21 protein-coding genes are annotated in these 17034 nt (G+C 64.6%); 15 read left to right on the forward strand and 6 right to left on the reverse strand.

Translation table 11 applies throughout. The features are described from left to right. The first annotated feature begins 323 nt into the window (after positions 1-323). The 3 genes from DES43_RS12505 to DES43_RS12520 all read left to right on the forward strand — a co-directional run bounded on the left by DES43_RS12505 (position 324) and on the right by DES43_RS12520 (position 3156). Complete coding sequence (locus DES43_RS12505) at positions 324-1358, forward strand: histone deacetylase family protein (protein WP_035024183.1); 1035 nt, start codon at positions 324-326, stop codon at positions 1356-1358. A gap of 338 nt (positions 1359-1696) precedes the next feature. Then, positions 1697-2407, forward strand: coding sequence for a helix-turn-helix transcriptional regulator (locus DES43_RS12515; RefSeq protein WP_051520413.1), 711 nt, complete (start codon positions 1697-1699; stop codon positions 2405-2407). Next, positions 2404-3156, forward strand: a complete 753-nt coding sequence (locus DES43_RS12520) for a response regulator transcription factor (protein WP_245264645.1) — start codon at positions 2404-2406, stop codon at positions 3154-3156. The genes DES43_RS12515 and DES43_RS12520 overlap by 4 nt, the downstream gene beginning before the upstream one ends. Here DES43_RS12520 and DES43_RS12525 read toward each other — a convergent pair. Genes DES43_RS12525 through motA form a run of 6 tightly spaced genes read right to left on the reverse strand, consistent with a single transcriptional unit; the run spans position 3146 to position 7983 of the window. Then, positions 3146-3595, reverse strand: a complete 450-nt coding sequence (locus DES43_RS12525) for a hypothetical protein (protein ID WP_035024191.1) — start codon at positions 3593-3595, stop codon at positions 3146-3148. The genes DES43_RS12520 and DES43_RS12525 overlap by 11 nt on opposite strands. Further along, the gene (gene flhB / locus DES43_RS12530; RefSeq protein ID WP_035024194.1) at positions 3592-4674 is read right to left on the reverse strand and encodes a flagellar biosynthesis protein FlhB; all 1083 of its coding nucleotides are present in this window, start codon (positions 4672-4674) and stop codon (positions 3592-3594) included. Before flhB ends, DES43_RS12525 begins: the two co-directional genes overlap by 4 nt. 11 nt (positions 4675-4685) lie before the next feature. Then, positions 4686-5702: a flagellar motor switch protein FliG gene (locus DES43_RS12535; RefSeq protein WP_035024197.1), complete on the reverse strand. Its 1017-nt coding sequence runs from the start codon at positions 5700-5702 to the stop codon at positions 4686-4688. A 43-nt stretch (positions 5703-5745) separates the two neighbouring features. Beyond that, on the reverse strand, positions 5746-6129 hold the full coding sequence (gene fliN / locus DES43_RS12540) for a flagellar motor switch protein FliN (RefSeq protein WP_035024200.1): 384 nt from the start codon (positions 6127-6129) through the stop codon (positions 5746-5748). Positions 6130-6158: 29 nt separating this feature from the next. Next, positions 6159-7082 carry a FliM/FliN family flagellar motor switch protein gene (locus DES43_RS12545; protein WP_035024203.1) on the reverse strand — a complete coding sequence of 308 codons (924 nt, stop codon included), beginning with the start codon at positions 7080-7082 and terminating at the stop codon, positions 6159-6161. A gap of 25 nt (positions 7083-7107) precedes the next feature. After that, the gene (motA, locus tag DES43_RS12550) at positions 7108-7983 is read right to left on the reverse strand and encodes a flagellar motor stator protein MotA (RefSeq protein WP_035024205.1); all 876 of its coding nucleotides are present in this window, start codon (positions 7981-7983) and stop codon (positions 7108-7110) included. A gap of 153 nt (positions 7984-8136) precedes the next feature. Here motA and DES43_RS12555 point away from each other — a divergent pair, with 153 nt between their 5' ends. From DES43_RS12555 to flgH, 12 genes are all read left to right on the forward strand, one after another. After that, positions 8137-9255, forward strand: a complete 1119-nt coding sequence (locus DES43_RS12555; RefSeq protein WP_035024588.1) for a DUF1217 domain-containing protein — start codon at positions 8137-8139, stop codon at positions 9253-9255. A gap of 14 nt (positions 9256-9269) precedes the next feature. Then, positions 9270-9992 (forward strand): flagellar basal-body rod protein FlgF, encoded by a 723-nt coding sequence (gene flgF / locus DES43_RS12560; protein WP_035024207.1) that lies wholly within the window; start codon positions 9270-9272, stop codon positions 9990-9992. 12 nt (positions 9993-10004) lie between these two features. Continuing rightward, the gene (gene fliI, locus DES43_RS12565) at positions 10005-11405 is read left to right on the forward strand and encodes a flagellar protein export ATPase FliI (protein ID WP_035024210.1); all 1401 of its coding nucleotides are present in this window, start codon (positions 10005-10007) and stop codon (positions 11403-11405) included. Continuing rightward, positions 11395-12078, forward strand: coding sequence for a hypothetical protein (locus DES43_RS12570; RefSeq protein WP_342585377.1), 684 nt, complete (start codon positions 11395-11397; stop codon positions 12076-12078). The genes fliI and DES43_RS12570 overlap by 11 nt, the downstream gene beginning before the upstream one ends. A gap of 73 nt (positions 12079-12151) precedes the next feature. Beyond that, on the forward strand, positions 12152-12532 hold the full coding sequence (gene flgB / locus DES43_RS12575) for a flagellar basal body rod protein FlgB (RefSeq protein ID WP_035024215.1): 381 nt from the start codon (positions 12152-12154) through the stop codon (positions 12530-12532). A 5-nt stretch (positions 12533-12537) separates the two neighbouring features. Continuing rightward, positions 12538-12954 carry a flagellar basal body rod protein FlgC gene (flgC, locus tag DES43_RS12580; RefSeq protein ID WP_035024218.1) on the forward strand — a complete coding sequence of 139 codons (417 nt, stop codon included), beginning with the start codon at positions 12538-12540 and terminating at the stop codon, positions 12952-12954. After that, positions 12954-13262, forward strand: a complete 309-nt coding sequence (fliE, locus tag DES43_RS12585; RefSeq protein ID WP_133675503.1) for a flagellar hook-basal body complex protein FliE — start codon at positions 12954-12956, stop codon at positions 13260-13262. The genes flgC and fliE overlap by 1 nt, the downstream gene beginning before the upstream one ends. 2 nt (positions 13263-13264) lie before the next feature. Continuing rightward, positions 13265-14053: a flagellar basal-body rod protein FlgG gene (flgG, locus tag DES43_RS12590; protein WP_035024224.1), complete on the forward strand. Its 789-nt coding sequence runs from the start codon at positions 13265-13267 to the stop codon at positions 14051-14053. 4 nt (positions 14054-14057) lie between these two features. Beyond that, positions 14058-14531: a flagellar basal body P-ring formation chaperone FlgA gene (gene flgA / locus DES43_RS12595; RefSeq protein ID WP_035024589.1), complete on the forward strand. Its 474-nt coding sequence runs from the start codon at positions 14058-14060 to the stop codon at positions 14529-14531. Beyond that, positions 14528-15766, forward strand: coding sequence for a flagellar basal body P-ring protein FlgI (locus DES43_RS12600; RefSeq protein ID WP_035024226.1), 1239 nt, complete (start codon positions 14528-14530; stop codon positions 15764-15766). Before flgA ends, DES43_RS12600 begins: the two co-directional genes overlap by 4 nt. Further along, positions 15763-16332 carry a MotE family protein gene (locus tag DES43_RS12605; RefSeq protein ID WP_035024229.1) on the forward strand — a complete coding sequence of 190 codons (570 nt, stop codon included), beginning with the start codon at positions 15763-15765 and terminating at the stop codon, positions 16330-16332. The genes DES43_RS12600 and DES43_RS12605 overlap by 4 nt, the downstream gene beginning before the upstream one ends. Next, positions 16329-17033 (forward strand): flagellar basal body L-ring protein FlgH, encoded by a 705-nt coding sequence (gene flgH, locus DES43_RS12610; protein ID WP_035024232.1) that lies wholly within the window; start codon positions 16329-16331, stop codon positions 17031-17033. The genes DES43_RS12605 and flgH overlap by 4 nt, the downstream gene beginning before the upstream one ends. Position 17034 lies beyond the last annotated feature (1 nt).

The raw sequence follows: 17034 nt of genomic DNA on the forward strand, positions 1-17034 counted from the left end.
CCCGAAACCTCGCCAACCCGTGCAAGCTCCTCACCCGTCACAGGGCTGCGCACCACAAGCGTTCCGCCCGAAACCGAAGCCGGCAAAACTCCAAGCCCGCAGAGAAGTTCGGCCGTCTCATTTGCTATGGACATCAGATCACCTTTGGAAATCGAAACACGTTCGACGGCCGCAGCCGTCATACCCGGCCCTGAAGCAGGGATTTTGCCTATGACTAACGGTTCCGGAACGCTTGCGCCACCCCGCTGGAAGACACGAACCACAACTTGCCAGCCCTATCGGCCGCTGTTTAGGCTGCATCCCGAAACAAGGGGCAGAACCGCATGAAAACCGTCTTTTCGCCGCTGCACGCCGGGCACGCCGATACGTTCGAACTTGTTGCCGGCGAGCTGGTGCCCGGTTTCGAGAAGCCATCGCGGGCGGAATTCATCAGGGCACGGGTGGAAAGCGAGAAGCTCGGCGACATCCTGCCGCCGCAGGAGCACGACCTTTCGGCGGCCAGAAAGGTTCACGCCTCCGACTATATCGATTTCCTGTCGACCGTCTGGTCGCAATGGCAAGCGGCCGGGCATACCGGCCCGGCGGCGCTGCCCTATGTGTGGCCCACACGCGGCCTGCGTGCAGACAGGAGGCCGCGCGCCATCGAAGCTCAGCTCGGCTACTACTCGTTCGATGCCGGAGCGCCCTTCGTCAAAGGAACATGGGAGGCGGTGAAGTCCTCCTGCGATGTCGCATTGACCGCAGCCGGTCTGGTCAACACAGGCGAACGTGCCGCCTTCGCGCTTTGCCGCCCTCCGGGCCACCACGCCGGCTCCGCCTTCATGGGCGGCTACTGCTACATCAACAACGCGGCCGTTGCCGCGCAGTGGTTCCGCGACCACGGCGCGGCGCGCGTGAGCGTGCTCGACATCGATTATCATCACGGCAACGGAACGCAGGAAATCTTCTATTCGCGCGCCGACGTGCAGGTGCTGAACCTGCACGCCGATCCGATGGCCGAATATCCCTTTTTCCTCGGCCACGCCGACGAACATGGCAGCGGGGCCGGGCAAGGCTGCAACCACAACTATCCGATGCCCGCCGGAACGGCGTGGGATGAATGGAGCCTGGCGCTCGAGGATGCCTGCGCCAAAATCGGCGCCTGCCGCCCCGACGTGGTCGTCGTCTCGCTCGGTGTCGATACATTCGAGAAGGACCCGATCAGCCGGTTCAGGCTGAAAAGCAGCGATTATCCCCTCATCGGCAAACGCATCCGCAAACTTGGCCTGCCTGTGCTTTTCGTCATGGAGGGCGGTTATGCGGTCGAGGAAATCGGCATCAACGCCGTGGGTGTCCTGACCGGCTTCGAGGGTCGCTGAGCAGAAACCGAGTCGCGCATGGACTCCGAATCCGATTTTTGTCAATTCCCGTTTGATGTCGGATTCGAGTGAGGGTAGATTAAGTCCGAATCAGTCGATCCTGCGGGGGCGGGGCGAAAACTTCCAGGTCTGAAGCTTCGACGAAACGATCGAGGCAAGACGCGATGGTTTCGCGTTCCCTGACGGAATCGTCCGGTCGGGCGTTGTCGGCGTCCCGTGCGTTTCCGGCATTTTGCGTTCCCAAAAACTTTGCGCGTTCCAGCGTGAATTCGATGCGTTTTCCCCTGCCATGGGCGTCATGCCTGCGGTGGACCATGGATTGTGGCTCCAAGACTCCGATGAACAACCTCGCATCAGACACGAAAAACCGCGGCCCGGAACACCCGCCCGCTTCACGGGGCGAGCTTACCGGCTTCCTCATGAACATGACCGCCAATACCGGCGCCGACAGCTACATGCTGGTCGCCATCGTGCACGGCGAAGCCCGCAATCAGGCCCGCATCGTTGCTTCCAACTGGCAGTTCGACGCCATAGAGCTGATCGGGCGCCAGCTCATCGCGACGCTTGCCCAAGGGCCGTGGACCGCTTCACCGGGCACGCTTCCCGCCGCCCTGACGGTCAGCAGCGCACCCGACACCGACGCGCTCATCAATGGCGAGGAAGCGAGGCTGCTTCACGTGCTCGGCCATGCCGAGGTCTATTCGCTGGCGCTCAATGTGGGCCGCCAGCGCCTGTTCATCCTTTTTTCTTCCGCGCAGGCAGGAAGCATCGACCTTTCCACGCTGGCCCGTGCCCAGATCGAATGCTGCTATGCGCTGTCGCGCACGCCCCATCTCATCGCCGGAACCGCCACCGAAGACCCGCTTTCCGACCGCGAGCGCGAATGCCTGTTCTGGGTTTCGGAAGGCAAGACCACCGACGAGGTCGCCGTCATCCTCGGCGTGTCCTCCAACACGGTGAACAGCTACATCACCCACGCCATTCAGAAGTTCTCGGCCAGCAACAGGGCGATGGCCATCGCAACGGCAATCAGGAGCGGCATCATTTGACCCGGCCAGCCTTGAAGGATGTGGACCCAGGCCAGCCGCGCGCCACCTTCGGACAGGTCTGGCCGCAGGGTGGCAGCCATGGGCTCACTCTCGCGGATGCCGTGCGCCGCTGCCGCTGGATGGCGCTCGATATCAACGCGGACGCTTTCGCGCTGCTTCTCGCGCCCCCGGCACAGGAGCGCGCGCGCCTCGTGCCCTGCCTCGATTCCGACCATCCGGGCATAGGCTTCTCGAAAACAATCGACGCCGATACGGAACATGTGGTGCAGCATGTCCGCTCCTCCACCGAACCGCTGTGGTGGAGCAAGGCAGGCGACTGCGCTTCGGACACCGCTCCTGGCTCGCTGTCGTGGGTCACGCGGATCTCGCCGCTGGTCGAAGACAAAGCCGGCATCGCGTTCCCGGTTCATGCGGAACGCAACCAGTGCGGGCTGATGGTCTTCGCGGGCGACGGGATCAGTCTTTCCCAGGACATGCTCTACGATATCCATGGGCGCTGTTTTTCGCTGTTCGCCGCCGTATCGCGCATCCGCTCCGACAATCCGGGGCTGAAACGGGCGATGACCCGTCGCGAGCTCGAATGCCTGAAGCTCACCGCCAACGGCTATACGAGCGAGGAGATCGCGCGTCTGCTCAGGCTGTCGGTGCACACCACCAACCAGTACCTCACCCAGTCGGCGCAGAAGCTGAATGCGGTGAGCCGCACGCAAGCCGTGGCCAAGGCGCTTCGCCTCGGCCTCATAGAGTAGAACGGCCGAGCCCCATCGTCTCGGCAGGCCGGATTCGCGACTGTTCGATCGCCTGACGCAGCAGCGCCGTGTTCATCTGCGGGTCCTCGCGCGGCGTCTCGAAGGTGACGTAGTTGACCACCACGGAAGCCTGATGCTCTTCGAGCGTGAGCTGGAAGTAGACAGCGACCCCGGCTGGCCTCAGTTCGAGGTCGAGCACGATGCGCGGACTGCCGCCCCAGTCGATATAGGCTTCGCCGCCATGGCCGAGCCTGAGGGTGCCGGGCATGAAATAGAGCTCGGCCGCCGAATCCACGAGGTCGGCAAGGCAGGCGAAATGCTCCAGCCGGATAAAGGCGATGTAGTCGGCCACATCGACCAGCCGCAATTCTCCCACCACCTGTTCGATGGCGCGTGCCACGATGCTCTCGCGTGTTTCTGCGTGCGGCTGCCTTATCATGTCACCTGCCGGCGTTTGACCTTGTTCGAGTAGACGATCCGCACCAGTTCGGCGACGGCCTGGTAGAATTGCTGCGGGATGACGCTATCCACCGAAACTTGCTTGTACATGGAGCGGGCAAGCGCAACGTCCTCGAATACGGGAACGCCGTTCGCTTCGGCCAGTTCGCGGATCTTGAGCGCCACCAGATCCTGCCCCTTGGCGAGCATGAGCGGGGCGGCATCCTCCTCCCGCACATATTTGAGCGCAATGGCATAGTGGGTCGGGTTGGCGATCACCAGCGTGGCGCGCGGAACGGCCGCCATCATGCGCCGGCGCGCCCTGTCGCGGGCCACGGACCGGATGCGCGACTTGACGATCGGATCGCCTTCGGACTGCTTGAGCTCGTCCTTCACCTCCTGCTTCGTCATGCGCAGGTCCTGCTTCCAGTGGAAGCGCTGCCATATGAAGTCGGCCGCGGCGATGGCGCCCATCACGAAGACGATCACGACAAGAATATCGACGGTGAAGCCGCGGATCACGCCTCCGAATTCCACCGGATTGGTGATCATGCCGGCCAGCAGGCGGCTGACGCTGTCCGAAAGCGCGATCATCAGCACCAGTATGGCGAAGCCCACCTTGGCGACCGACTTCAGGAATTCCACGAAACCCTGCACGCCGAACATGCGCTTCCAGCCCTGCACGATGGAAATGCGCGACGCCTGCGGCCGAATGCGCTCCGCAACGAAACGAGGCATGTTCTGAGCGACCGAAGCCGTTATCCCGGCAACCACCAGCAAAACCAGCAGGGCGGCGACGCCGCGGCCGATCTCGACCATGACGCTGCGATAGAGCGCGATCATGTCAGTCTCGTTGGCCATCGGCCACACGTCGGGCTTTTCGAGGAACATGGACAGGAAGAGCCCCAGCTCCACCGCAGCGTCGCGCGCATAGAAGACGGTGTAGGCAAGGATGGCGACGAAAGAGGCGAAGATCGCGGTTTCCTTCGAATGGGGCAGCTTGCCCTTCTCGACGGTGTCGCGGATCTTCTTCTCGGTCGCCTCTTCTGTTTTCGAATCCTTGTCGACGGCCTCGGACATGGCTCAGCCAGCTATGCCGCTTCGGAGGCTGGCTGCGCTCCGGGCAGTTCGAAGGCGCCTTCGCGCGAAAGGCGTACCGTGGCCGAGGCGACCGTCTTGCGGGCCTGCATGATGTCTGCAAGCGCAATGCCCTCCGAACCCATGGAAAGCTCGGACTCGATCATGCGCCGCGCCCGCGCGCCGATGGCGGACAGCACCGCCTCGGTCAGTTCTTCCGGCGCCCCGCGCAGCGCCAGTGTGACGACGTCCGTCGACAGGCCGTCGAAAACCAGCACACGCGCCTTCTGCGACAGCAGATGCATGTCATCGAAGGAGAATACCCGCGCTTTCACGCCGGCGAGATCGGGCGTTCCGACGGATTCCAGATCCTGGATAACCTCATCGAGCTGGGCCTTGTCCATCTCGTTGAGGACGCTCGCCAGACGCGCCTGGCCCGATGAGGTGTCCTTTGAGGAAGAGCCGTCGAGCAGGCGGGCGCGGATCTGGTTTTCCACGATGCGCACTGCCGCCTGCGGCGCGCTGGCCATCGTCACCATACGCTTCATGACCTCCGCCCGCAGCGGCTTCTCCAGCGTCAGCAGCACCTGCGCGGCAAGCTGCGACGACAGCTTCGAAAGCACCAGCGCGCCAGTCTGCGGATGTTCGCCGGCGAGGAAGCCGCCGATGCGCGCGGCGTCGAGCTTCTCCACCTGCGGCCATACCGGCAGGGGACCGGCATCGGGCTTCTTCTGCCTGCCTTCCATGATGGCGCTGACCTCTTCCGGCGACAGCGTCTCGTTGAGCAGCGTGTCCATCTTGTCGGCGGAATCGAGCAGGCCGGCGCCTTCGGTGAATTCAGCCTCGAACTCGGCCACGATCTTCTCCAGATCGGCCTGCGGAATGGTTCGCAGCATGCGCGCCGCATCGATCAGCGACTTGAGTTCCTCCTGCTTGAAGAACTTGAGCAGGCGACCCGCCGCCGGCTTGCCCATGGCCACAAGGATGGCGGCTGCCTTCTGCGGCCGGGTCAGCGTCAGCGATGTCGTCATGCGGCTCTCCCCTGCTCCCGTTGCGCGCCCGTCCGGCCCGGCATCAGGCGCTCTTTGCGGTGATGATCTCGGTCAGGCGGACCGCGAAGCGGGAGGAATCGTTTTCCAGCACGGTCAGTTCGCCGCGCGCGATGCGGCGACCGTTGACCATCACGTCGATCGGCTCGCCGATGCGCCGGTCGAGAGCCACGGTTGAGCCCTTCTGCAAGGTCATCAGATCGGATACCGCCATTTCGGTGGTGCCGAGCACGATCTGCACATCGACCGGGATATCCATGATGACGCTGCTGCCGGACGAAGCGGTTTCGGGGGCCGCGTCTTGCGGGCGCTTTTCCTCCTGCTGGAGTACGCCGCGCAACTCTTCGATGGCCCGGTCGAGCTGCTCGTCCCGGTCCTCGCCCAGGGCTTCCGCATTGGAATGGCTCATACTGCTACTCTCCTGTTGCCAACGCCCGGTCAACCCGGCGCAAGCCCATCCATGAAATCCTGCGCTTCATCGTGCGGCTGCCTGATGCGCACCGTGTAGTGCTTGCCAAGCTTGCCAAGCTCGCACACGAACAATGTGCGGTCCCGCACCCCAAGCCGCGCATGGTTCTGGGCCATGTCGCCCAGTTCGATCACGTCGCCGGCGCGCAGACCGGCAAGCTGGCCGAGCGACATCTTCGCCAGAGGCATGGTTGCCGTCAGCGAAATCGTCGAACGCTTCACCTCTTGCGAGAAATGCGTCTGCCAGCGGGAGGTATCTTCCGCATCGGCATCCGCGCCGTTGCGCGCCAGGATCACCCGCTGGGGGATCGTGATCGCGACAGTGCCACGCTCGGTCGCGGTCGACAGCGCAAAGACGATGCGCACAGCGGGACCGTCGCGCAGCACATGGCGCTTCGCCTCCAGCCCTGCCATGGCCCGCTGCACGGGAAGCCTGAGATCGAGCGAACGCCTGCCGGAGCCGTTGAGCACGTCGGCGAACTCCTGGAACACCAGCGTCGCCACATCGATCTCGACGGGAGAGAAATCCCGCTCGATCGTGGAGACGGGCCCATCGGGATCGCCGCCGAACAGCGTGCAGACCATGACGGAGACCGCTGCCGCATCCATGACCAGCGTCATGGCATCGGACGAGATCGTCGAGGCGACGATGGTCATGGCGAAGCTGTCACCGGCAAGCGAACGCGCTTCCGCCACCCGGATGATCTCCACGCCCTGAAGGTCGACGCGCACCGGGGCGCCGATCTCTTCAGCCAGACGCTTCATGAGCAATGGCAGCGCACGCTCCGCCATGGAGCGTCCGGCGCCGATCACCTGGCCGGCGTCGCCGCTGTCGCCCAGCAGTCGCTCCATGATCAGGGAACGGGTTCCCGCCGGGCTGGCCGGGCTGCTCATGATGCGCAAGCCTCCACAGCCATCGTCATGCAGCCTTCTTCTCGGCGATGACCGCATTCATGGTGCTCTGCTCGACGGCATCGATGGACGGCCTGTCGTAGGCGGAAATGGTCTTGCGGCCGAACTCGATGGCCACCTGCGGCAAAGAACCGTTCATATAGGCCAGAAGTGTCTGCTTCACGATGACGTAGAGGCGGCTCTGCTTCTCGCGCACGGTCTTGATCTTGGAGGCCACGGGCCCCACGACGGCATAGGAAAGGAAGATGCCGAGGAAGGTGCCGACAAGCGCGGCCCCGATCAGCCCGCCGAGGATTTCCGGTGACTGGTCGAGCGCGCCCATCGCCTTCACGACACCCAAGACGGCCGCGACGATGCCCAGCGCCGGAAGGCCGTCGCCAACGGCGACCATGGAATGATACGCCTTCAGCTTGTCGGACCGGATGGTCTGGATTTCCTCGTCCATCAGCGCCTCGATCTCATGGGGGCGGGCATTGCCGATGATGATGATGCGGCAGTAGTCACAGATGAAATTGGTGAGGTCCTTGTTCCGCAGCACGGTGGGAAATGCCTGGAAGATCGCGGACTCTTCCGGATTGTCGATATGCGCCTCGACCTCGCTGCGCGACCTGGAGCGCAATTCGCGCATCAGGCTGTGCAGGACGCCCAGCGTCTCCAGATATTCGCGCTCCTTCGGCACGGCCTGCCTGATCGCCTCGACGACGGCGCGGCCGGTGTCCTTCACCGTCTTCATCGGATTGGCGACGAGAAAAGCGCCCAGCGCCGCACCGCCGATGATGACCAGTTCCCACGGCTGCATGAGCACATGCAGGTGACCGCCCATGGCCATGAAGCCGCCGAGAACGCAGCCGAGCGTGACCACAAATCCGATCAGAATGCCCACGTTCCGTCCTTCCGCATCTCGTATCAGACAATGTGAATAGCGCGCGTGCCTTGTGTGAGGCTTGAATCCGGCGACCGGCGCGCAACGTCCGGTTCAGTTTCGCGCAAGCAAGCCGGCCTATTCTTTCCCTTCAGCTTCGGCCGGAGGCATCGCGTGTTGAACACTTTCGTCAGTTACAAGCTGATTGCACGGGACATCCCGAAGGCGATCGACCGCATCGAGCGCCAGCCGATGGTCGACCGCGAAACCAAATACTACCTCGAGAATATCGGCAAGGTCAGCTCGATCGACGAGTTCGTGAAGAACGACCGCCTGTTCAAATACGCCATGAAGGCATTCGGCCTTCAGGACATGAGCTACGCCAGGGCCTTCATGGTCAAGGCGCTCAAGGAAGGCGTGACGGACCCGGACAGCTTCGCCAACAAGCTGACCGACAAGCGCTACGCGGAATTCGTCTCCACCTTCGATTTCGCCAGGCATGGCGACGCGGCCACGATCTACAACAAGGCCCAGCAGGCGACGACCGGCAACTACGCCATCCAGGCCGCCATCGACGAAATCGATCCGGCGACGGTCAAGGCCGAGACCGACTACTACATGAGCAGGATCGCGGGCGTGAAGTCGATCGACGACCTGTTCGGCGATGCCCGGCTCTATAACTACGCCATGCGCGCCTATGCGCTCGATCCCGAAACGGAGAGCCCCGAGACGATGCGCAAGGTGCTGGAAGGCGGCATGTCCGACCCGAAAAGCCTCGCCAATACGCTGGAAGACAAGCGCTATGCAGCCTTCGCCAGCGCCTTCGACTTCGCCGGCCTTGGCGAAAAGGCCACGACCTGGACGCCCACGCATGAAAACGTGGTCGACAAGTATCTGCGGCAGACGCTTGAGGAAGATGCCGGCAACAGCAACGAAGGCGTGCGGCTGGCGCTCTACTTCCAGCGCAAGGCCGCCGACATCACCGACTGGTATCAGGTGCTGGCCGACAAGGCGCTGGCCACCGTGGTGCGGACGGCTTTCGGCCTGCCGGACTCCTTCGCCAAGGCCGACATCGACAAGCAGGTGAAACTCTTCGAATCGAAGATGAACATCGAGGACTTTGCCAACCCGGCAAAGCTGGAGAAGTTCATCACCCGCTTCACCAGCCTCTATGAGATCAGCAACCCGACCTCACCGGCCCTGAATGCAGCCAGCATCCTGTTCTCACAGCCGATGACGGCAGGCGTCTCCACGAACCTGCTGATGGCAATGCAGCAACTCAAGTCGAAATAAGGGGCGACCCGGCCATGCAGGACAGCCTCTATGTCGCCCTCTCCTCCCAGGTCGCGCTGGAACGGCGGCTGAACACCGTCGCCGACAATGTGGCGAACTCGACCACCGTGGGCTTTCGCGCCACCGGCGTAAAGTTCGAGGATGTGGTTTCGGGAACCGGTCCGCGCGCCGTCTCCTTCGCGTCGTCGGGCTCCACATATCTTTCCCCCGTGAGTGGCAGCATGCTCGAGACCGGCAATCCACTCGACTTCGCCATACAGGGCGACGCCTGGTTCGCGGTGGCGACGCCTGCCGGCACGGTCATGACCCGCGACGGCCGCTTCACCCTGGCCAATTCGGGCGCACTGGTCACCGTCGAGGGGCACCCGGTGCTGGACGCCGGCGGTGCACCGATCCAGCTCGATCCGAACGACGGTCCGCCCGAGGCCGGCAGTGACGGTTCCCTCACACAGGACGGAAGGCTGGTCGGCGCCATCGGCCTGTTCGCATTCGAGCCCGGCCTCGATTTCCAGCGCTACGGCAACTCCGGCATTCTCAACCGGAACCGGCTGGAGCCGCAGGTCGATACGCAGGATGTCGGCGTCTCGCAGGGCTTCGTGGAACAGTCCAACGTCAATCCGATGCTGGAGATGATGCATCTTATCCAGGTGCAGCGCACATTCGAGAACATGTCGGCCCTGATCCGCGACACCGGCTCTTCCGTCGATGAGGCGATCAAGACGCTGGGTTCGAAGTAACGGCCGCGCGCGATGACGGATGAAACCACGCTCGTCAGGTTGTCCGAACGCAGCGCCCCTGCCCCGGACCGGCTGACGCTGCTCGAACATGTCTGGCGGCGCTTCGGGGAGCCTTCGGCCCTTCTCAAGCACGGCGGGCGGGTCGTTGAAGTATCCTCCAACCATTACAAGGTGAGCGGTCTCAGCGAACTGGCGCGGCTCGGCGATCTGGTCGAGCATCGCAGCCGTCATGGCGGCGGCACACTGGGCGAGGTCGTCCATATCGCCCGCGACGGGATCGTGATCGCGCCCTTCGAACGCAATGCCGATGCAGGCATCGGCGATTCCGTGTTCAGGCGCGGCCCGCTGACGGTTGCGCCGCACCCGTCCTGGCGCGGCCGCGCGATTGACGCGCTGGCACGCCCGATGGACGCGGGAGCGCCATTGTTGCGCGGCGCGGAGGAATCCGGCAGCGCCGACAGGACGCCCGGCGCCATGGAGCGCCAGCGCGTCGGCACGGGGTTCCGGACGGGCGTTCGCGTCATCGACATCTTCACGCCGCTCTGCTTCGGTCAGCGTCTCGGCGTCTTTGCCGGGTCGGGCGTCGGCAAGTCGACGCTGCTGGCGATGCTGGCCGGGGCGGATGCCTTCGACACCGTGGTCGTCGCCCTGATCGGCGAGCGTGGCCGCGAGGTGCGCGAGTTCCTCGAGGATACGCTGGGCGAGAAGAACATGGCCAAGACCGTGGCGGTCGTCGCCACCAGCGACGAAAGCGCCATGATGCGCCGCCGCGCCCCGGATACCGCAATGCGGGTGGCGGAATATTTCCGCGACCGCGGCGACCGGGTGCTTCTGGTTCTGGATTCCATCACCCGATTCGCACACGCGCTGCGCGAGGTGGCGACCGGCACGGGCGAACCGCCGGTGGCGCGCGGCTATCCCGCCTCCGTTTTCACCGAACTGCCAAGACTGCTGGAGCGCGCCGGCCCGGGGGCGGAAGGCGCCGGCTCCATCACAGCCATCATTTCCGTGCTGGTCGATGGCGACGATCACAACGATCCCGTGGCCGACTCCGTGCGCGGCATCCTCGACGGCCATGTCGTGCTCGACCGCGCGATTGCCGAGCAGGGCCGGTTGCCCTCGGTCGATCCCCTCGCATCGATCTCGCGCCTTGCCGGTCGCGCCTGGACACCGGAACAGCGCGCATTGGTGACACAACTCAAAGCGATGATCGCCCGCTTCGAGGACACCCGCGACATCCGCCTTCTGGGCGCCTATCAGCCCGGCGGCGATCCGGAACTCGATGTGGCGGTGACACAGGTGCCGCTGATCTACGAAGCCCTCAGGCAATCGCCTGTCGATCCGGCGTCGGTCGATGCCTTCGCCGATCTGGCCGGCCATCTGAGAGGCAGGAATGGCGACCATGCCCACTGAACGCCAGCGCACGGAAACATTGCTCAACAACCTGCTTGCGAAAGCGCGCGCCGAAGAAGAAGCGGAGGCAGCCCGCGTCTCGCTGCTCTCCGGGCTCTTCGGCAAAACCCGCCCTCCCCGGCAGGCCCTCGCACCCGTCCCGGAAAGCTGGCCCGCTCCGCCTTCGGCCCCGTTTCCGAAGATCGACAGGCCCGACCGTCGCGGCGACTTCGTCGTCGCCGGCCTCGGTGTGGCGCTCGGGCTGATCTGCGCGCTGTTCCCATGGTACATCTTCTTCAATCAGGAGCAGTTCGGCGTGCGGGCCATGAGGCTTGGCGGACAGGGCGCCAACTCGGGCCGCGTCGTCGCCGAAAGCCTGCCGCCGCCCGCCCGGATACGCGACCTTCCGGAACTTCCGGGCGAACTCGATCTGTTCAGCACCGGCAATATCGCCGACGAACCGGCCCGCGATCCGCCGGGCGCCGACGAGCAGCCCTTTCCCGGCGCAGCCGCAGAATACAGGCTGGTCCACGTCGCCAACGGCCGCGCGATGATCGAGGACGATGCCGGCCTGTGGATCGTGCAGAACGGTTCCAGGCTGCCCGATTCCAGCCGCGTCGCCGCCATCGAGCAACGGGCCGGAAAATGGGTGCTGGTGACCAGCAGGGAGCAGGTGATCGAACTCTCCGAATGACGGCGGGCCGGGACCGGCGCAAGGCCCGCGCAAGACTGGCCGCCTACCATGGGCAAGGATACCGGAGAAGCCCATGGAGCCCGTCAACCTCTTCGATCTCGCCACAAGGCAGTCGCAATGGCTGGCCGTGCGCCAGACCGCCATCGCCGGCAATGTCGCCAACGCCAACACACCGGGCTATCTGGCGCATGACGTGGAGCCGTTCGAGCGCGTTCTGGAGCGAACCACGGTTTCGCTGAACGCGACGCAGCAAGGGCATCTCGGCTTCGGCGCCAGCGAGGCGGCCTTCCGGACGAGAGCGCAGGAATTCGACGGGGCGGTCATGCCGTCGAAAAACACCGTCGTCATGGAAACCGAGCTGATGAAGGCCGGCGAGGTGCGCCGCGCCTTCGAGCTGAATACGGCCATCGTCAAGGCTTTCCACGGCATGCTGCTGGCCGTGTCCAAGGGCTGATCGCAATGGATGCACTGACCGCCAGCCTCAAGATCGCCGCATCCGGCCTCGGCGCCCAGTCGGAGCGGCTGCGCGTCGTTTCGGAAAACCTCGCCAACGCCCAGTCGACCGGCAATTTTCCGGGCGCGGACCCTTATCAGCGCAAGACCGTCTCCTTCGTATCTGAGCTCGATCGCCTGTCGGGCGGATCGCTGGTGGAAGTCGGCGCCATCGACCGCGACCGCAGCGCCTTTCCGCTCGAATTCCAGCCCGGCAACATCGCCGCCGACGAGAATGGCTACGTCAAGCTGCCGAACGTCAACGTGCTGATCGAGATGGCCGACATGACCGAGGCCAACCGGTCCTACGAGGCAAACCTCCAGGTCATCCGCCAGGCGCGCGACCTGATCTCCATGACCATCGACCTGATGAGGACGCCATGATGATCGGCCCCGTCGGCTCCCTGCGCCTTGCCCCTTCCATCGGCACCGAAGCGGCCGGCGCCTCCCCCGTGCAGCAGGCATCGGACGCCGGCGCATCCTTCGCCGACGCTCTCGCGCAGGCCGCTTCGCGCACGGTCGGAAAGCTGGAAAGCGCCGAAACCCTGTCGATGGAGGCGCTCAGGGGCAATGCCGATACGCGGCAGGTTGTGGATGCGGTGATGAACGCCCAGCAAACGCTGCAGGCCGCCGTGGCCATCCGCGACAAGATCGTCAGCGCCTATCTCGAAGTCAGCCGGATGAGTATCTGAACATGAAAGCACTCGCCATCGCCGCCACCGGCATGAACGCCCAGCAGAACAATCTGGAAGTCATCGCCAACAACATCGCCAACATCAACACCACCGGCTACAAGCGCGCCCGCGCCGAGTTCACCGACCTGCTCTACCAGATGGAGCGGATGCCGGGCGTATCCAACCGCGCCAACGCCTCGATCGTGCCGGAGGGTGCGTCCGTCGGCCTTGGGGTCAAGCTCGCCGCCGTGCGCAACGTGCAGATACAGGGTCCGCTCGCCAATACGGACAACACTTACGATCTTGCACTCGTCGGCAAGGGCTGGTTCCAGATAGAGGCCGCCGACGGCAGCACGCTCTACACCCGCGCCGGCTCCTTCAACACCAATGCGGAGGGCCAGCTCGTCACGATCAATGGAGCCGCATTGATCCCCGCAATCACCGTTCCTGAAGACGCGGTAGAGGTGTTCATCAGCAAAAGCGGCCAGGTTTCCGCACGTATAGACGGGGAGATGGAGGTGCGCGATCTCGGCCAGTTCCAGATCGCCAACTTCGCCAATGAAGCCGGCCTGATACCTCTCGGCGACAATCTCTTTCAGGAATCGGCCGCTTCCGGCCAGGCCATCGTGGGCATTCCCGGCGACCCCGGCTTCGCGACCATAGAGCAGGGCTATCTGGAAAGCTCCAATGTCGATCCGGTGAAGGAGATCACCGAACTGATCTCGGCTCAGCGCGCCTATGAGATGAATTCCAAGGTCATTCAGGCCGCCGACGAGATGGCGTCCACGGTGTCGAGAAACCTCAGGTAGCGTGATGACCGCCGTCTCCTTCATCGCCGCAATTCGTCGCGCCGGGCTGGCCATCGTCACGGTGGCGGACATCTGCACGCCCGCCCTCGCGCAGGAGGCGGTGCTGATCCCCAATCGCGTCATCTATCCGGGCGAAACCATCACCGCCGGCGCGCTCAGACAGGTGAAGCTCGTTCCCGGCAAGGTGAAGCCGGACGCGGTTGCCACCACCCTGCCCGAGCTGGACGGCAAGGTAGCGCGGCGCACGCTTCTGCCCGGCCGCTATATTCCCTCCGCGGCCGTACGCAGCGCCTGGCTGATCGAGCAGGGTGCCTCGGTGCAGGTCTATTTCATCACCGGCGGGCTGACGATTTCGGCCACCGCCGTGACGCTGCAAGCGGGGGCGCCGGGCGACATGGTCAGGGTCCGCAATGTCGACAGCGGCAAGGTGCTGACCGGAACGGTGATGGAAGACGGCACCGTCAGGGTCGGCACATGAAGCGCGCGCTCGCCCTTGTCCTTGCGGCCCTGATGCCGTTGCAGCCGGTGCTGGCCGATGGCCTCACCGACAGGCAGAAGCGCGCCATCGCAGCCGAAAAGGGCGGCTTCGTCGAGACCGACTACGATCCGGCCACCGCCGCACGCATGTTCGAGGTCGCGCCTGCGCCCAGCAACCTGCCTCCCGGCCAGATCGCCGCCCGCATCAAGGATGTGGCGCAGTTGCAGAGCGCCCGCGACAACCAGCTCGTCGGATACGGTCTGGTCATCGGGCTGGCCGGCTCGGGCGATTCCCTGCGCAACTCGCCCTTCACCGAGCAGTCGATCCGCGCCATGCTGGAAAATCTCGGCATCGCCACCGAGGGCGGCAGCGCGCGCGCCCGCAACGTGGCCGCTGTCATCGTCACTGCCAACATGCCGCCTTTCGTGCAGTCCGGCGCGCGCATCGACGTGACCGTCTCCTCGATGGGCGATGCCACCTCGCTGGCGGGCGGCACGCTGATCATGACGCCGCTGAAAGCGGCCGACGGCGAAATCTACGCTGTCGGCCAGGGTCCGGTGATCGTGTCCGGCTTCAACGCGCAGGGACAGGCCGAGCAGGTGATGCAGGGCGTCCCGACTTCCGGGCGGGTTCCCAACGGGGCCATCGTCGAACGCTCGGTCTCGGCGGAATTCGGCGATCAGGCGGAGCTGACGCTGCAACTGCGCAATCCGGATTTCTCGACGGCCGTGCGCATCGCCGACGCCATCAACGCCTATACGCGCCAGCGTTTCGGCCAGCGGGTGGCGGCTGAACGCGATGCCCGCACCGTCTCGATCCGCAAGCCGAAGAACATATCGGCCGCCCGCTTCTACGCCGAGATCGAGAACCTCGTCATCCAGTCCGATACGCCGGCACGGGTGGTGATCGATGAACGCACCGGCACCATCGTCATCGGCAATCAGGTCCGCATCTCGCGCGTCGCCATCAGCCACGGCACGCTTACCGTGCGCATCACCGAGGCGCCGCGCGTCGTCCAGCCGGAGCCCTTCTCCAAAGGGGTGACGGCAGTCGAACCCGACACGGCCATCGACGTCGTCCAGCCGGATGCCCGTGTGGCGCTTCTGGACGGTCCCGACCTGCAAACGCTGGTATCCGGCCTCAACAGGCTGGGCGTGAAGCCGGACGGCATCATCGCCATTCTGCAGGGCATCAAGACCGCCGGTGCCCTACAGGCCGACCTCGTGGTGCAATGACCATGTCGATCCTCCGCAATTGCCGCAAACTCTTCGCCGCTGCGATTCTCGTGGCAAGCGCTGCCGTCTCCGTCCGCGCCGGCGAGGTCCGTCAGGTGTTGCCGGGCGCGCCGGAACCGGTCCCCGCACAGGAACTGGTCCGCGAAGCCGTTCCCGCCCTCGATCCCGATGCCAGCGAAGTCCAGCGCTTCTGCTCCAACATCGCCGATGCCGCCCGCGACCGCCGCTACGCCTTGCAAGCGGAAGAGCTGAAGCAGTTGCAGGGCGAGGTCGACAAGCGCATCAAGGCGCTCGAAGACAAGCGCAACGAATACGAGACCTGGCTCAAGCGCCGGGAGCTGTTCCTGGCCCGCGCCGAAGAAAGCGTCGTCTCGATCTATGCGGGCATGAAGCCGGATGCCGCGGCCGAACGGCTGGCCATGGTCGAAACCGAGCTGGCCGCCGCCATCCTCATGAAGCTCGACACCCGCAAGGCGAGCACGATCCTCAATGAAATGAACCAGAAGGCCGCCGCCATCCTGACAAGCGTCATGGCCAGCGCGGCACGCAGGACGGACCCCTCATGATGCGCAGATTTGCATTCGTTCTGACATGTGCGGCGCTGGCCGGCTGCGCGACCGACCTGCGCGAGGTCAACAAGGAACCGGCGCTGTCGCCGGTCGGCTCGGGCATCGAGGGCGGCAGCGTCTCGGTCTACCAGTATCCGGAGACCCCGGCGAAACCCGTCAAGCGCTTCTCCCTGTGGGACGACCGCCAGAGCCGCCTGTTCACCGACCCGCGCGCGCTACGCGCCGGCGACATCCTCACCGTCAACATCAAGATCAACGACCGCGCCCGCTTCAAGAACCAGAACGACCGCAGCCGCACCGCAAGCCGCACGCTGGGCTTCGACGCCAATATCGGCTGGGACGGCTCCTCCACCGGCGGCGCCGGCGACGGCAGCCTGAAATCGAAGACCGTGACCAATGCCGACGGCGCGACCGAGCGCTCGGAAAACATCATCCTCAACGTGGCAGCCGTTGTGACCGAGGTATTGCCCAACGGCAACCTGATGATCAAGGGCTCGCAGGAGGTGCGCGTCAATGCCGAGCTGCGCGTGCTCCATATCGCCGGCATCGTGCGTCCGTCCGACATCGGCGCGAAGAACACCATTTCCTACGAGCGCATCGCCGAAGCCCGCATCTCCTATGGCGGACGCGGGCGCATCTCCGAGATCCAGCAGCCGGCCTATGGCCAGCAGGTTCTGGATCAGGTCCTGCCGTTCTAGG

Origin of the sequence: Aquamicrobium defluvii (genome assembly GCF_004363725.1) — a bacterium.
Classification (GTDB): domain Bacteria; phylum Pseudomonadota; class Alphaproteobacteria; order Rhizobiales; family Rhizobiaceae; genus Mesorhizobium; species Mesorhizobium defluvii.

Excerpts from the sequence above, each read along its gene's own strand:
- DES43_RS12525 (WP_035024191.1), bottom strand. The coding sequence starts at position 3,595 with ATGATAAGGCAGCCGCACGCAGAAACACGCGAGAGCATCGTGGCACGC.
- DES43_RS12505 (WP_035024183.1), top strand. The coding sequence starts at position 324 with ATGAAAACCGTCTTTTCGCCGCTGCACGCCGGGCACGCCGATACGTTC.
- flgH (WP_035024232.1), top strand. The coding sequence starts at position 16,329 with ATGATGCGCAGATTTGCATTCGTTCTGACATGTGCGGCGCTGGCCGGC.
- DES43_RS12545 (WP_035024203.1), bottom strand. The coding sequence starts at position 7,082 with ATGAGCAGCCCGGCCAGCCCGGCGGGAACCCGTTCCCTGATCATGGAG.
- fliE (WP_133675503.1), top strand. The coding sequence starts at position 12,954 with ATGATCGGCCCCGTCGGCTCCCTGCGCCTTGCCCCTTCCATCGGCACC.
- DES43_RS12605 (WP_035024229.1), top strand. The coding sequence starts at position 15,763 with ATGACCATGTCGATCCTCCGCAATTGCCGCAAACTCTTCGCCGCTGCG.
- DES43_RS12570 (WP_342585377.1), top strand. The coding sequence starts at position 11,395 with ATGCCCACTGAACGCCAGCGCACGGAAACATTGCTCAACAACCTGCTT.
- flgG (WP_035024224.1), top strand. The coding sequence starts at position 13,265 with ATGAAAGCACTCGCCATCGCCGCCACCGGCATGAACGCCCAGCAGAAC.
- flgC (WP_035024218.1), top strand. The coding sequence starts at position 12,538 with ATGGATGCACTGACCGCCAGCCTCAAGATCGCCGCATCCGGCCTCGGC.
- fliI (WP_035024210.1), top strand. The coding sequence starts at position 10,005 with ATGACGGATGAAACCACGCTCGTCAGGTTGTCCGAACGCAGCGCCCCT.
- DES43_RS12535 (WP_035024197.1), bottom strand. The coding sequence starts at position 5,702 with ATGACGACATCGCTGACGCTGACCCGGCCGCAGAAGGCAGCCGCCATC.
- flhB (WP_035024194.1), bottom strand. The coding sequence starts at position 4,674 with ATGTCCGAGGCCGTCGACAAGGATTCGAAAACAGAAGAGGCGACCGAG.
- DES43_RS12515 (WP_051520413.1), top strand. The coding sequence starts at position 1,697 with ATGAACAACCTCGCATCAGACACGAAAAACCGCGGCCCGGAACACCCG.
- flgA (WP_035024589.1), top strand. The coding sequence starts at position 14,058 with ATGACCGCCGTCTCCTTCATCGCCGCAATTCGTCGCGCCGGGCTGGCC.
- flgB (WP_035024215.1), top strand. The coding sequence starts at position 12,152 with ATGGAGCCCGTCAACCTCTTCGATCTCGCCACAAGGCAGTCGCAATGG.
- flgF (WP_035024207.1), top strand. The coding sequence starts at position 9,270 with ATGCAGGACAGCCTCTATGTCGCCCTCTCCTCCCAGGTCGCGCTGGAA.
- fliN (WP_035024200.1), bottom strand. The coding sequence starts at position 6,129 with ATGAGCCATTCCAATGCGGAAGCCCTGGGCGAGGACCGGGACGAGCAG.
- DES43_RS12600 (WP_035024226.1), top strand. The coding sequence starts at position 14,528 with ATGAAGCGCGCGCTCGCCCTTGTCCTTGCGGCCCTGATGCCGTTGCAG.